At 69.3% G+C, this 14,559-nt stretch carries 13 protein-coding genes and 1 pseudogene; 7 read left to right on the forward strand and 7 right to left on the reverse strand.

Annotation, left to right across the window (positions count from 1 at the left end):
- The first annotated feature begins 9 nt into the window (after positions 1-9).
- Complete coding sequence (locus tag L1066_RS17065; RefSeq protein WP_235737445.1) at positions 10-1,263, forward strand: lytic transglycosylase domain-containing protein; 1,254 nt, start codon at positions 10-12, stop codon at positions 1,261-1,263.
- 151 nt (positions 1,264-1,414) lie between these two features.
- Here L1066_RS17065 and hemB read toward each other — a convergent pair whose 3' ends face one another.
- The 7 genes and pseudogenes from hemB to L1066_RS27930 all read right to left on the reverse strand — a co-directional run.
- Positions 1,415-2,389 (reverse strand): porphobilinogen synthase, encoded by a 975-nt coding sequence (hemB, locus tag L1066_RS17070; RefSeq protein WP_376707695.1) that lies wholly within the window; start codon positions 2,387-2,389, stop codon positions 1,415-1,417.
- 121 nt (positions 2,390-2,510) lie between these two features.
- Entirely contained in the window at positions 2,511-4,196 is a 1,686-nt protein-coding gene (locus tag L1066_RS17075; RefSeq protein ID WP_235737447.1) for a bifunctional uroporphyrinogen-III C-methyltransferase/uroporphyrinogen-III synthase, read from the reverse strand.
- Entirely contained in the window at positions 4,196-5,146 is a 951-nt protein-coding gene (hemC, locus tag L1066_RS17080) for a hydroxymethylbilane synthase (protein ID WP_235737448.1), read from the reverse strand. The genes L1066_RS17075 and hemC overlap by 1 nt, the downstream gene beginning before the upstream one ends.
- The gene (locus tag L1066_RS17085; protein ID WP_235737449.1) at positions 5,143-6,432 is read right to left on the reverse strand and encodes a glutamyl-tRNA reductase; all 1,290 of its coding nucleotides are present in this window, start codon (positions 6,430-6,432) and stop codon (positions 5,143-5,145) included. The genes hemC and L1066_RS17085 overlap by 4 nt, the downstream gene beginning before the upstream one ends.
- Positions 6,429-7,124, reverse strand: coding sequence for a redox-sensing transcriptional repressor Rex (locus tag L1066_RS17090; RefSeq protein ID WP_235737474.1), 696 nt, complete (start codon positions 7,122-7,124; stop codon positions 6,429-6,431). The genes L1066_RS17085 and L1066_RS17090 overlap by 4 nt, the downstream gene beginning before the upstream one ends.
- A 270-nt stretch (positions 7,125-7,394) precedes the next feature.
- Positions 7,395-8,687, reverse strand: coding sequence for an AMP-binding protein (locus L1066_RS26950; protein WP_312008050.1), 1,293 nt, complete (start codon positions 8,685-8,687; stop codon positions 7,395-7,397).
- 158 nt (positions 8,688-8,845) lie between these two features.
- Positions 8,846-9,367: pseudogene (locus L1066_RS27930) on the reverse strand (AMP-binding protein); the annotation flags it as partial.
- On the opposite strand from L1066_RS27930, the gene L1066_RS17105 reads away from it, so the two are divergent.
- From L1066_RS17105 to L1066_RS17130, 6 genes are all read left to right on the forward strand, one after another.
- Positions 9,315-9,809, forward strand: a complete 495-nt coding sequence (locus tag L1066_RS17105; protein ID WP_235737450.1) for a peptidase inhibitor family I36 protein — start codon at positions 9,315-9,317, stop codon at positions 9,807-9,809. The pseudogene L1066_RS27930 and the gene L1066_RS17105 overlap by 53 nt on opposite strands.
- A gap of 9 nt (positions 9,810-9,818) precedes the next feature.
- Complete coding sequence (locus tag L1066_RS17110) at positions 9,819-10,379, forward strand: sigma-70 family RNA polymerase sigma factor (RefSeq protein ID WP_235737451.1); 561 nt, start codon at positions 9,819-9,821, stop codon at positions 10,377-10,379.
- Complete coding sequence (locus tag L1066_RS17115; RefSeq protein WP_235737452.1) at positions 10,354-11,472, forward strand: CU044_5270 family protein; 1,119 nt, start codon at positions 10,354-10,356, stop codon at positions 11,470-11,472. The genes L1066_RS17110 and L1066_RS17115 overlap by 26 nt, the downstream gene beginning before the upstream one ends.
- A gap of 68 nt (positions 11,473-11,540) precedes the next feature.
- Complete coding sequence (locus tag L1066_RS17120) at positions 11,541-12,431, forward strand: HAD family hydrolase (protein WP_235737453.1); 891 nt, start codon at positions 11,541-11,543, stop codon at positions 12,429-12,431.
- Positions 12,432-12,539: 108 nt separating this feature from the next.
- Positions 12,540-13,307, forward strand: a complete 768-nt coding sequence (locus L1066_RS17125; protein ID WP_235737454.1) for a sigma-70 family RNA polymerase sigma factor — start codon at positions 12,540-12,542, stop codon at positions 13,305-13,307.
- Between the two features lie 411 nt (positions 13,308-13,718).
- Positions 13,719-14,549 carry a DUF5667 domain-containing protein gene (locus L1066_RS17130; protein ID WP_312008121.1) on the forward strand — a complete coding sequence of 277 codons (831 nt, stop codon included), beginning with the start codon at positions 13,719-13,721 and terminating at the stop codon, positions 14,547-14,549.
- Positions 14,550-14,559: the final 10 nt, after the last annotated feature.

The raw sequence follows: 14,559 nt of genomic DNA on the forward strand, positions 1-14,559 counted from the left end.
GGGAGACCAATGAGCACCACACGTTTCGGACGCGGTCAGAAGGCAGTCGCGCTCGTCCCTCTGGCCCTGCTGTCCACCGCCTGGACCGCCAGCATCATCGGCGTCGGCGGGGTCGGTGCCGCGGTTGCGGGCGACGAGAAGCCCAGCGCCCTCCCCGACGGAACCTCGGTGCCCTCCTCCGCCTTCGAGGACCCGGCCAGCTACTCGCGTCCCGGCAGCATCGGACTCGGCGTTCCCGAGTCGCAGGCCAAGTCGATCGTGCAGACCTCCTCGACCAACGGCATCCCGTCGGCAGCCCTCGCGGCCTATCAGCGTGCTGCAACCGTCATCAACTCCGCCGACAAGTCGTGCAACATCGACTGGCAGCTGCTCGGGGCCATCGGCCGCGTCGAGTCCGACCACGGGCGCTTCGGCGGCAACACGCTCGGCACCGACGGCATCTCCCGCCCGGGCATCTACGGCATCCCGCTCGACGGCACCAAGGGCACCAAGAAGATCTCCGACACCGACGCAGGTCAGTACGACAACGACCAGGTCTATGACCGCGCAGTCGGCCCGATGCAGTTCATCCCGTCGACCTGGGCGGCCGTGGGCGTCGACGCCGACGGCGACGGGAAGCGAGACCCGCAGAACATCAACGACGCTGCCCTCGCCTCCGCGGTCTACCTCTGCTCGGGAGACGACGACCTCGGCACCGACTCCGGCCGACGGGCAGCAGTCCACCGCTACAACAACTCCGACAAGTACGTCGACCTGGTGTTGCGGATCCGCGACGCCTACCTGTCCGGCGACTACTCCTCGGTGCCCAACAACACCACCTCGGCCATCAGCTTCACCCCCGACTACACGCTGGCCTCGCCCAACTTGGGCAGCCAGGTCGCAACCGCCCCGCCCAAGGCCGACAGCCCCGTCGACCCGGGCACGAGCACGAGCCCGGGCGACAACGGCTCCTCCGACAACGGCGACAACGGCACCAGCACCGGCAACGACGACTCGCCGACGACCAGCACCCCCAAGATTCCCGACGTCACCAAGCCGCTCAAGGATGTGACCAAGCCGCTCAAGGACGTCACCAAGCCGCTCGTCGACGGCGTCGTCAAGCCGGTCGACAACCTGATCTCCTCCACGCTGGCGAAGCTCATCTGCACTCCGCTCACGCTGCTCGACAAGAACAAGCAGCAGCAGTGCATCAACACCCTCACCGGCGCCCAGAACGACTCGGGCATCATCACCCAGTTGCTCGTGGGCCTCGGCCTCGCCTGACCCACCCGTCCGCTTCACCCCGAAGGCCCCAGAGTTCCCACTCCGGGGCCTTCGCCCTTTCTTCCGGGTCGAGTCGTGATCGTCCCCAACAGATTTGTAGATCCCGGCTGAGAATCTACAAATCTGTTAGGGACGATCCAGGCTCGCCCGATCAGCGAAGGAGGTGGACGGCCTCGGCGGCCCAGTAGGTGAGGATGACGTCGGCGCCGGCGCGTCGGATGGAGGTGAGGGTCTCCACGATGGCCTGCTCCCGGTCGAGCCAGCCGTTGGCGGCTGCTGCCTCGACCATCGCGTACTCACCCGAGATGTTGTAGGCAGCCACAGGTACGTCGACGACGTCGCGGACCCGACGAATCACGTCGAGGTAGGCGAGGGCCGGCTTCACCATCACGATGTCGGCACCCTCCTCGATGTCGAGCAGGACCTCGCGGACACCCTCGAGGGCATTGCCCGCATCCTGCTGGTAGGTACGCCGATCCCCGACCAGCTCGGAGTCGACGGCTTCACGGAAGGGGCCGTAGAAGGCAGAGGCATACTTCGCCGAGTAGGCGAGGATCACGACGTCCTGGTGGCCGGCAGCATCGAGCGCCTTGCGGATCACCGCGACCTGGCCGTCCATCATCCCCGACGGCCCAACCACGGCGGCCCCGGCTGCGGCCTGCGCGACGGCCATCTCGGCGTACACCTCCAACGTGGCGTCGTTGTCGACCGCGCCGGCGGGGTCGAGCAGCCCGCAGTGGCCGTGCGAGGTGAACTCGTCGAGGCACAGGTCGGCCATCACCGGCAACGCGTCGCCGACCTCGGCGGCGACGTCGGCGAGGGCGACGTTGAGGATTCCCTCGGGGTCGATGGCGCCGCTGCCACGCTCGTCGCGCACCTCGGGGACACCGAAGAGCATGATGCCGCCCAGCCCGAGCTCGGCTGCCTCAGTGGCCGCCTGCTTGAGGGTCTCGCGGGTGTGCTGAACGACGCCCGGCATCGAGCTGATGGGCTTCGGCTCGGTCAGCCCTTCGCGCACGAACACCGGCAACACCAGTTGGCTGGGCCGCAGTGTCGTCTCGTTGACCAACCGTCGCAGGGCCGGAGTACGGCGTAGGCGACGCGGGCGGATCACTGGCTGTTCCATGACGTCCATTGTCGTCCCGCTCTGAAATGACACCACCCGGGGCCCGCCTGCTGGCAGGACCCCGGGTGGTCAGAACTGATTCCTAGCCGCGCAACCAGCGCAACCTCGCCGCGCATGAGTGCTACCTCGACGTGGCCTTCCGGCGGGCGGAGGGCTTGCGGTCAGAGGGCTTGGTGACCGGCTGGCCGGCCTCCACGAGCGCGGAGCGACGGGCAGCACCGAAGTCGGCCAGCGCCTCAACGAGGTCTTCAACCGACGGGTTCGGCGCCATCACGTCGACCCGCAGGCCGTGCTCCTCCGCGGTCTTGGCCGTGGCCGGACCGATTGCCGCGATCACCGTGGTGGCGTGCGGCTTGCCCGCGATGCCGACCAGGTTGCGCACGGTGGAGGACGAGGTGAAGACCACAGCGTCGAACTTGCCGGTCTTGATCGCGTCGCGAGTCGGCGCCGGCGGCGGGGTGGCCCGCACGGTGCGGTAGGCGGTGACGTCGTCACACTCCCAGCCGAGGTCGATCAGACCGGCAACCAGGTTCTCGGTGGCGATGTCGGCGCGGGGCAGGAAGACCCGGTTGATCGGGTCGAGCACCTCGTCGTAGGGCGGCCAGTCCTCGAGCAGGCCGGCGGCGGACTGTTCACCGGACGGCACCAGGTCGGCCCGCAGTCCCCAGTCGGCGATCGCCGCGGCGGTCTTGTCGCCGACGGCCGCGATCTTGAGACCGGAGAAGGCACGCGCGTCGAGACCGTACTCCTCGAACTTCTCGCGCACCGCCTTGACCGCGTTGATCGAGGTGAAGGCGATCCACTCGTAGCGCCCCTCGACGAGACCGCGCACGGCCTTGTCCATCTGCTGCGGGTTGCGCGGCGGCTCGACGGAGATGGTCGGCACCTCCTCGGGAACGGCGCCGTAGTGGCGCAGCCCCTGGGTGAGCGACGCGGCCTGCTCCTTGGTGCGTGGCACCAGGACCCGCCAGCCGAAGAGCGGCTTGGTCTCGAACCATGACAGCGTCTCGCGCAGGTTGACCACGTCACCGATGACGGTGATCGCCGGCGGCGACATCCGGGCTGCGCGGGCGTCGGCACCGATCCGCTCCAGCGTCGAGGTGATGGTGCGCTGGTTGGTCGTGGTGCCGGTCTGGGTCATCGACACCGGCGTCTCGGGCTTGCGCCCGGCCTCGATGAGCGCGGCGGCGATCTCGCCGATGGAGCCCACCGCGGACAGCAGCACCAAGGTGCGGTTGTCGGCGTAGTGCTTCCAGTCGACCTTCTCGCCGCACGTCACCACCGACAGCTCCCGGTGGTTCTTGGTCGTGAGCGGCACCCCGGCGTACGCCGGCACCGCGGTCGCGGACGAGACACCCGGCACGATCTCGAACGGCAGCTGGGCCTTCGCACACGCCTGGGCCTCCTCGGGGCCAGAGGCGTAGACGAAGGGGTCGCCGTTGATGAGGCGCACCACGCGGAGCCCGCGCTTGGCCTGCTTGACCACGACCTTCGCGCGCGAGGCGTGCGTGAGCGGCTGGCCATCCTCGCCGAAGCCGCCGTCGACGAACTCCGGTCCGCCGGACGGCACCGTCGTCTCGTTGCCGTCCTCGTCGACGGTGACGACGGGCTCGGGGAGGCCGAGCACCGTCCGCACCATGGGCTCGTGCTCGGGGAGCTCGGTCACCACCACGTCGGCTTCGCGCAGCAGGTGGGCCGCGCGCACGGTGAGCAGGTCCGGGTCGCCCGGGCCACTGCCGACGAAGGCGACCGAGCCCTTGGCCCGGGTGCTGGCGTCCGCGGTGGTCTTGGAATTGCGTCCAGTCATCAGTGCTGCCTTCTCAATGGTGAATCGATCAGTTCTGCCGCGCCCTCGTGAAGCATCCCGTTTCCGAGCCGGGTGCCTGTCTCCACAGCTTCGGCGATGGGGCCCGTCGCCGACCTGCGCATGTCCACGGATCCGTCCTCCGAGAGCACCACGGCTCTCAGCCAGACCTCGAAGCCTCCGTCGGTGTCCTCGGCGACCTCTGCCAGCGCACCGACAGGAGCCGAGCACCCGGCTTCCAGGGTGCGGAGCACGGCCCGTTCCGCGGTCACCGCCGCCCGGGTGGTCTCGTCATCGAGGTGGGTCCGCAACGCCTGGGCCAACTCCGCGTCGCTGCTGCGGCACTCCACCGCGAGCGCGCCCTGTCCGGGGGCCGGAAGCATCTGGATCGGGTCGATGGTCTCGGTGACCAGGTCGGTCTTGCCGGTGCGTGCCAGGCCGGCCCGGGCCAGGACGACAGCGTCGACCTCACCGGACGTCACCTTGCCGAGACGCGTATCGATGTTGCCGCGCAGCCCGACGACCTCGAGACCGAGCCCGAGCGCACGCAGCTGGGAGGCACGACGCAACGAACCGGTGGCCACGACGCTGCCCGGGGGCAGCTCGCCGAGGGTGAGGCCATCACGCGCCACGAGCACGTCTCGCGGGTCCTCCCGCGGCGGTACGGCGGCCAGCTCGATGCCCTCGGCAGGCTCCGTCGGGAGGTCCTTGAGGGAGTGCACGGCCAGGTCCACGCGACCGTCGAGCAGGGCGTCGCGCAGTGCGGAGACGAAGACCCCGGTGCCACCGAGCTGCGCCAACGGCTGATCGCGGTTGACGTCACCGTGGGTACTGATCTCGACCAGCTCGACCTCCACTCCCATGCGGGCGCGGATGTCGGCGGCGACGTGGCCGGCCTGCGTGGTGGCCAACAGCGAGGCTCGGGTGCCGAGTCGCAGGATCGTGGAACTCATGAGCGCCCTCCCGGACGGGTGACCGCGTCGACCGCATCGGGGTCGAGCGAGAAGAGTTCGGCAAGTGCCGCCGCGTAGGAGACGGCGCCGGTCTCGTTGGCGAGCTCCTTCACGCGGGTGGTCGGCTGGTGCAGCAGCTTGTCGGCGACCCTGCGGATCGCTTGCTCCACCTCGCCGCGTTGCAGGTCGTTGAGCCCGTCGAGCCGGGTGAAGACCCGCTCGATCTCGGCGTCCACGACGGAGGTGGCCATGCTCCGCAGGGCGACCACCGTCGGGGTGACACTGGCTTGGCGGCGGGCGCTGAGGAAGGCCTCGATCTCCTCGGTGACGATCTCACGGGCCCCGGCCACGTCCTTGGCGGCAGTGCTGTCGGCGAGCTCCTCCGACAACTTTCGGAGGTTCTCCAGCCGCACTCCGGGGAGCACGCCCACGGCGTCCTCGACGTCGCGCGGCAACGCCAGGTCGATCACGGTGAGCGGATCGGTGATGCCGGCACGGGCCGCCTCGACCTGGTCGGCGGTGAGCACGATGCCGTTGGCACCGGTGCAGGAGACGATCACGTCGGACTCTCGCAACGCCTGGTCGAGCTCAACCAACGGACGCACGGTGGCGGCGTACTCGTCAGCGAGGCGCACGGCGCTCTCCGAGGAGCGGTTGACCACCGTCAACGACGCGACCCCTCGGCGGGCAAGGGTGGCAACGGCGACCGAGGCCATCGCCCCGGCCCCGATGACCAGGGCACGGCGACCGGCGACCTCACCGGTCAGGTCGAGCGCGGCGCCGATCAACGACGGGGCGGCACGGTCGATGTCAGTTTCGGCGTGGGAGCGCTTGCCGACCCGCAGGGCCTGTTGGAAGAGCAGGTTGAGGGCCGCGCCGACGCTGCCGTTCTCCTGGCCCATCCGCAGCGCTTCACGGGCCTGCCCGAGGATCTGCCCCTCACCGATGACCATCGAGTCGAGGCCGGCGGAGACGTTGAAGAGGTGCGCGACGGCAGCGTCGCCGTAGTGCACGTAGAGGCTGCCGAGCAACGCCGGGTCGACCGGGTCGTCGGGCCCGACGGCGCAGACCAGCCGCGACAGGGTCTCGACGGTGCCGTGGAAGCGCTCCACCTCGGCGTAGATCTCCAGGCGGTTGCAGGTGGACAGCACGGTTGCCTCGGTGACGTGCTCGGTGTCGGCAACAGCGGTCATCAGCTTGCCGACACCGTCGGTGTCGAGCGTCAGCTGCTCGAGTACGTCGACACTGGCGGTCCGGTGCGACACCCCGACCACGAGAACACTCATAGCGCCTCCCCTGCCATGGCCGGCGCGGAATCGTCGTCCCCGCCGTGGTGAGGACCCTTGCGCTGCTCGTGGTAGGCGAGGATCTGCAGTTCGATGGAGAGGTCGACCTTGCGGACGTCGACGCCTTCCGGGACGGTCAGCACGCTGGGTGCGAAGTTGAGGATGCTGGTGATGCCGGCCTCGACCATTCGGTCGGCGACGTCCTGGGCCGCCACGGCAGGGGTCGCGATGACGCCGATCGCGACGCTGTGCTCAGCGACGACCGCGTCGAGGTCGGCGAAGGGCTGGACACCGAGACCGGCGACGAGACGCCCGTGCAGGGCCGGGTCGGCGTCGAGCAGGGCGACCACGCGGAACCCCCGGGTGCGGAACCCGGAGAAGTTGGCCAGGGCGTGCCCGAGATTTCCGATGCCGACGATGATGACGGCCCAATCCTGGGTCACGCCGATCTCGCGGGCGATCTGGTAGCGCAGGTAGTCGACGTCGTAGCCGACACCGCGAGTGCCGTAGGAGCCCAGGTAGGAGAGGTCCTTGCGGAGCTTGGCGCTGTTGACCCCTGCTGCGACGGCGAGTTCCTCGCTGGAGCAGGTGGTGGTGTCGTGCTCGAGCATCGTGTTGAGCGCGCGGAGGTAGACGGGGAGCCGGGCCACCGTGGCCTCGGGGATCTCGCGACCGGAGACACGGGCCGTCACGTCCCCACCGGGGCCGGACACGTCGGGTCCGCCTTCAGCCGATCTGGGTGCGTTCACGTCGCTCTTCTCGTCTCCGGACATGCCACAGGGGCGCCCTACAACGCCGGCGCCGGAGTGCGCGGCGAGTCCTCCGTGGCGCATTCACTGTAGGAGTTTGTGAACGTGAGAACAAAATGGCGAGCGTTCTGCCTAGCACAGGTGACTTGTCTCACCCGCCGCGGGGGCCGGTGATTCGGCCGCACAACGGGTGCGCGAGCACCCGGTGTGCAGTCAGTCGCGCAGCGCGGCCCGGAGCCGGTCGGGGTCGACGCGCCAGAAGTCGTGCTGCTTCCCGTCGACCAGAGTGACCGGCACTTCGTCGTCGTAGCGCGCCGGCAGCCCGACTGCGTCGTCGACGTCGATCTCCTCGAAGCTCTCCCCAGCTCGGCGCAGACGGCCGCGATCACGGCCTTGGCCTCCTCGCAAAGGTGGCAGTCGCTGCGGGTGTAGAGGGTGACGCGGGCGGTCACGAACGCTCTGCTTCGAGCAGGGCCGGGCCGCGGCGTCGTACGGCGCGCAGGCGCCCCTTTGCACCTTGCCGGTGGCGGTGTGGGGCAGCGCGGGGAGCACGTGGACCTCGGTCGGTTGTTTGAAGCGGGCCAGGTTGGCGGCGCAGAAGTCGTCGATCGCCGCGAGCACCCTCTCCTCGTCGCCGTCGATCACGACGTAGGCGACGACCGTCTCACCGGTCTCGTCGTGCGGGGCCCCGATGACGGCCGCCTCCCGGACACCGTCGACGTGCCGAAGCACTTCTTCGACCTCGATCGGATAGACGTTGAACCCCGAGACGATGACGAGCTCCTTGACGCGGTCGATCAGGAAGAGGTCGCCGTCGTCGTCGAGGAAGCCGACGTCGCCGGTGCGCCACCAGCCCTCGTCGTCGGGCCCGTCTGCGCCGTCGGGCCAGTAGCCGGAGAAGAGGTTGTCGCCCCGGATCTCGATCTCCCCGGGATCGGACCCCTCGGGCGGGAGGCCGTCCTCATCGATCAACCGCATCTCGATGCCGGGTATCGCCGACCCCACCGAGCCGGACTCCGCATCGGAGCTGCACAGCGTGGAGGTGACCACGGGCGCCGCCTCGGTGAGCCCATAACCCTGGTGGACGGGAACACCGGTGATCTCCACGAAGCGATCGACCACGTCGGCAGCCAGTGGTGCCGATCCCGACAGCACCAGCCGGACCGGGCCCAGGCGCAGCGCGAGGTCATCCATCGGCAGCCAGTGGGCAAACACCGGAGGGGCGACCGGTACGACGCTGATCGCCTCGTCGTCGACGAGGTCGAGGGTGCCCTCGGGCGAGAAGGTCTCGGCCAGCACCAGCTTCGCGCGGCGATGCAGGATGCCGCCGAGGACGGCGTTGAGGCCGTAGACGTGGAAGAGCGGCAGCACCCCGAGCACGACGTCGGTGGAGGTGAGCATCGGCGGATCCACCGACGCGACCTGGTCGATGTTGGCCAGCAGTGCCCGGTGACTGAGCATCGCGCCCCGCGGAAGCCCCGACGTACCGCTGGTGTAGAGGAGCACAGCAGTGGCCTCGGGGTCGCGGCGCGTCGGGAGCGGGCGGGCCGTGGCGGCGGCGAGGGCCTCGTAGGCGAGCTCACCGGCCGAGGGGTGCCGACGACGGCGATGTGCACCTCGCTGCTCCCGACCGCCTCACGCACGACGGCCGCGGTGCTGTCGTCGGTGACGACGAGACGCGCACCGCAGTCGACGAGGATCCGGTCGAGCTCACTGGTGGTGGAGCGCGGGTTGACCGGCACGGCGACGAGTCCAGCCCGCAGGGTGGCCAGATAGACGGTGACGAACTCGATGCGGTTCGGCAGCGCGATCACGACGCGGTAGCCGGCGACGAGTCCAGCCTCGCCGAACCCGGCAACGACGCGGTCGACCTCGGCCTCGAGCTCCGCCCAGGTCCGGCTCCGACCGCTGGCGGCCTCGACCAGCGCTATGTCATCGGCCTGGGCCGCAGCTGCGGCGGAGAGCAGTTCGGCGACGGAGTTCGTCATGCAGCGATCCTTCCACATGCCCGGGCGGGTCAGGCTGGAACTGGTCAGCTGGCCACGACCCACGACCGCTCCGAGACAACCGCCCGCGAGGAACCCGAGGGGTCCCGACGTTTTAGAACGTGGCTCCGAGCAGACAATCAGGAGTGTGACCCGTTTCAAGAAGCTGAGGCGGCTGGCCTCGCTCATCACCATGTCCATCCTGCTGGCTGGCCCCGCCCACGCGGCGTCCGACGCCACCGACAGCCAGGTGGCCGAGGTGCAGGCAACGCTGGGCGAGCAGCTGAGGGAGGTTCCGGGCGGCACCGTCGAGGGGAACCGCATCCTCTACGCCGACGGTTCCTACTTCGCCGCCGTCGAGGCCGGAACGCTCTCGATCGGCCAGTGCGACAGCGGCTACTTCTGTGGCTGGGCCCAGTCGAACTACACGGGGAGCTTCTTCGCAGTCTCTGGTTCAGCAGTCACCAGGAACCTGACCTGGTCGACCCGCTCCTACCGGAACCGGCGCTCCACCACCGCGAAGCTGTTCAACAACGGCGGGACGACATCGACCTGTTTCGCCGCCAACGAGAGCCGAGCGACGATCGGCTCGACCTACCACTCGCCGGCAAAAGTACGATTGACCGCCAAGGGCAGTTGCTGATGCACCATCATGGTCGCTGTTGAGGAGCTGCGCTCACCACAGACAGGGACCGACGTGGACAAGAAGGAGTACGAAGAGTTCTTTCGTGCTGCCTACCCCCTCCTCGCTCGCTATGCGCAGCGCCGGTTCACGCCTGAGCTGGCCGAGGAGCTCGCCTCCACGACCCTGTTGACGATGTGGAGCAAGGATCTCGCTGCTCCTGAGGATGACGGCCAGGTGCGCTCCCTCTACGCCTTCGCCTACCGGATCCTCGACGGGCACATGAAGAACAAGGTGCGGGCCGAAGCCAGTCGGCGCAAGACGATCCATCGCGTCATCGACCAGCCGGTGACTCCTGATGTGGCCGACGAAGTCCTGTCCACGCGGTGGCCGGAGTGGGTGACACCGCTGCCGTTGACGGACCTCGACCTCATCGAGCTGGTCGTCGACGGCTACAAGGTCGCTGAGATCGCCTTGATCCTCGACTGCCCACCGGCTGCGGTGAGCATGCGGTTGCAGCGGGCGAAGAAGAAGGCGCGACTGCTCTGGCAGAAGGAGGTGGACCGTGGACGCCAACGAGAAGCTCGCTGACGAGCTGCGTGAAGCACTCCTTCGCGACGGCGCAGAGCCACGCGACCTCACGCCGTTGCCCGGACAGCAGGAGCGCATGGAGGGCGCACTCGCGGCCATCCTGGCCACCCCCAGGGGCGGCGCGCCCACGCCACCGGCCCCGACCTGGAGCGCTCGGCGCAAACGCCGTCTGACCGTCCTCTCGTTGTCGGGCCTGACCGCGGCGGCCGCTGCGGTGACAGCCGTGGTGGTGGCCCTCCAGTTCGCCGGCCCCACCCCACCAGCGCGGGCGGACACACCTCCGATGCTGACGTTCGAGCTCGTGCCCGACGGGCAGCTCCCCGGCGCTGGAGAGCCAGCAGCACCGGCGCTGGAGAGACTCGCCTCGGTCCGCGCCGCCCAACGCATCGCCCAGACCGGAGACGTCCAGCACGTCGCCATCGATGCGTGGTGGACGACTTCGATCGATGACGGAGACCCGGCCGGCACCACCTCACGCCTCGAGCCGGTGCACACCGACTCCTACTTCCATCCGGACGCCATGATGCGGATCGTCGAGCGACGCGGCTCGCCGCTGAAGTCCGACGGCCGCATCGCCGACGAGCGATCGGATCTCGCCGACCGGCCCGCGACCCATGACGACTCGTTCCCGAGCCCGGAGCCCGGCCCCACCTTCGCGGCCACGCTGCCGACCACAGCTGCCGGCGTACGCGCGGCGCTCGCCGGCGACGACGATCCCGAGATGTGCCGTGGCCACGAGGCCGGGTGCCTCGTCGCCGACATGGTCGACCTCCACCGCAGCTACGTCGTCCCCACCGACGTGGGAGCTGCGCTGTGGTCGGCCCTCGCCGACGAACCTGCGGTCATCTACTTGGGTACGACGACCGACCGCGTCGGTCGCGACGCCGTCGCCTTCACCGTCCCGTCGTACGACGACGTCAGTCAGCTCATCGTCTTCGCCGATCCCGAGACCGGAGCCTTCCTGGGCGACGAAACCGTCCTGGTCGCCCCCTCCGAGGCCTACTCCTTCGAACCGCCTGCGGTGACGTCGTTCACCGCCATCGTCGAAGCCTCCTTCGTCGAGCCGGACGATCTTCCACGGACGAAGAGATAGACGGGCCGTTTTCGCGCAGAGGATCCGAAGACGGGCCCCACTCGGGATGAAGCAACTAGGGTGGAGACGTGGACCACGACTACCGCCCCGGGCCCCGGCGGATCGACCTGCGCCGGCGCTCGATCATGGCTGGCGAAGCAGCGGCTGCCGAGGCGGAGGTCGAGGCAGCTCTGGCGATGCCCGAGGACCGCGAGACGGCGGCATTCTTCGACGTCGACAACACGATCATGCAGGGCGCGAGCATCTTCCACCTGGCGAAGGGGCTCTACAAGCGGAAGTTCTTCACCACCCGCGACATCGCCGGCGCCGCCTGGAAGCAGGCCTACTTCCGGATCGCCGGTGTGGAGGACCCGGAGCACGTCGCGGAGGCCCGTGACGGAGCGCTGAGCTTCATCGCCGGTCACTCCGTGGCGGAGCTCGAGGAGCTCAGCGACGAGATCTTCGACGAAGCGATGGCCCACCGCATCTGGCCGGGCACCCGAGCGCTCGCCCAGCTCCACCTCGACCGTGGCCAGCGGGTCTGGCTGGTCACCGCAGCGCCGGTCGAGATCGCCAACATCATCGCCAAGCGACTCGGGTTGACCGGGGCCATGGGCACCGTCGCCGAGTCGGTCGACGGCATCTACACCGGCAAGCTCGTCGGCGAGATGCTGCACGGACCGGCCAAGGCCGAGGCGATCAAGGCGCTCGCCGCTCGCGAGGGGCTCGACCTCTCCCGCTGCTCCGCCTACAGCGACTCCTCCAACGACCTGCCGATGCTGAGCCTGGTCGGCGACGCCGTCGCGATCAATCCCGACTCCAAGCTGCGCGAGCACGCCCAGGCCAACGGCTGGCAGATCCGCGACTACCGCACCGGACGCAAGGCTGCCCGGGTCGGCTTCGCTGCGGCAGCGGGCGCCGGCGCGCTCGCCGGAGCCGTGGCAGCGGCCAGCACCGTACGCCGCAGCTTCCGCTCCTGACCCGGGCCCAGCACGGGCGTACCGACGGTATCGGCAAACCCTTCCCACCAGCCTGCATCCGCCGTATCCTCATCGGAAGTCCTGAGGGGGGCTTGAGGGAGGGACGTCGTGTCGAGGGAGCAGACTGCGCTGGACCGCGGCATCGTCGCGCTCCGAGAAGCTGTGGCTGCCCTCCTGATGATGGAGGCCGTGCCGGCCGCCGCCGGCGACGTGGCCGTCTCCGGCGGCCCGCTGATGGCCGAGGCCGCCCGCAAGCTCGAGCCCGGTCCCGAGCGCTACGACGACTCCGACCTTGCCGCCTCCTCGGAGGAGGACGCCGGCGAGCGGGAGCGGATGATCGCGCTCGTCGAGCTGGCCCGCGGCGGCGACACCGAGGCCTTCGGAATGCTCTTCGACCACTACCACCCCTCGGTCTACCGATTCCTCTACTACCGCACCCGCTCGCACACGCTGGCGGAGGACCTCGCCTCGGAGACCTTCTTCCGGGCCCTGCGGTCGATGAACAACTTCCGGTGGCAGGGCAAGGACTTCGGCGCCTGGCTGATGACCATCGCCCGCAACCTGACCACCGATCACTTCAAGGCCGGGCGCACCCGGCTGGAGCAGACCACCGAGGACATGGGCGTCCACGACGACGCCACCGAGGGCCCCGAGACGGCCGTGCTGGCCGCCCTGACCAATGACATCCTCCTCGAGGCACTGACGAAGCTGCCCAAGGAGCAGCAGGAGTGCCTGGTCATGCGCTTCCTCCAGGGGATGAGCATCGCCGAGACCGCTCAGGTGCTGCAGCGCTCCGACGGCGCGATCAAGCAGCTCCAGCTGCGCGGCGTGCGCAATCTGGCGAAGCTGCTGCCCGAGGGGATGCGTGACCGATGACTCATTTCTGCCTCGTAACCCCGCTGTCGCCCCGCTCGTTGTCCCTGCGTACGGGTGAACAGCCGTTCGCCCGCTCCCACGAGCAACCCAGGAACGCGTCATGATCTCGCTGACTCCCAACGGCCGTCGCGCCGAGGAGTTCAACGCCCTTCTCGAGGGTGCCGACTCCGCCGGTCGTGAGCGGGATGCCAGGTTGCTCGAGGTCGTCGGCGCGCTGCGGGCCACTCCTGAGGTCGAGCCGCGACCGGCGTACGCCGCCGACCTGCGTGAACGCCTCATGGCCGAGGCCGAGGTGGTCCTGAGCCAGGTCGAAGTGGAGCGCAAGCTCAGTCTCCCCGCCGGCAAGCAGGGGCGCCGCGACCGGCGCGTCGCCATTGCCGCCGGTGCGATCGCCTTGGTCGGCGTCTCGTCATCGGTCGCCTTCGCCTCCCAGGGGCGCTCCCGGGAGACACGCTCTATCCGATCAAGCGTGCCATCGAGGGCGCGAGCACCTCGCTCACGTTCGACGACGCCTCGAAGGGTGACCGGCTGCTCAACAACGCCTCGGGTCGTCTGGCCGAGGTGGAGAAGCTGGCCCAGCGCTCCTCGACCCCTGCGGAGCAGTTCCGCGACACCCTCGGCACCTTCACCAGCCAGTCCGAAGAGGCTGCCGACCTGCTGCTCGAGGACTACTCCAGCACCGGCAGCAGCCAAGGCGTCGAGAAGTTGCGGGAGTTCGCCGGCGACAGCATCGAGAAGCTGTCGGCGCTCAGCAGCAAGTTGCCCGCCGAGGCGCTCGGCGCCCTGGAGGACGCGGTCAACTCGCTGACCGCACTCGACAACCTGGCCCACGAGATCTGTCCGGGGTGCAGCGGCGGCATCACCGAGCTCCCGCGCAACCTGGCGCAGCTGACCGCCACCGACATCCCGGTCGTCGAAGTGCCCGAGGCCGACACCGCGCCGCCCGCCAGCGAGCGCACCTACACCGATGAGGGTGCTGAGGAGCCGCCGGCGAGCGACCAGCAGGGCTCGACGCAGTCCGATCCGACGCAGCCCCAGCCGACGACCGAGCCCTCCGAGAAGCCGGGCAAGAAGTCAGACAAGAAGAACGATCAGCCGCAGCTCAAGGACGCAACGAAGGGGCTGACCGACCTGCTCGTGGGCGATGAGGGCCTCCTCGGCGAGGAGGGTCTGGTCGGTGGCCTGCTCGGCGGACTCCTCGGACCCGATGGCCTGCTCCGCGGTGGTTCCTCCGACGACTGATCGGTCGACC

It is taken from the genome of Nocardioides alcanivorans (assembly GCF_021555175.1).
In the GTDB taxonomy this organism is placed as follows: Bacteria; Actinomycetota; Actinomycetes; order Propionibacteriales; family Nocardioidaceae; genus Nocardioides; species Nocardioides alcanivorans.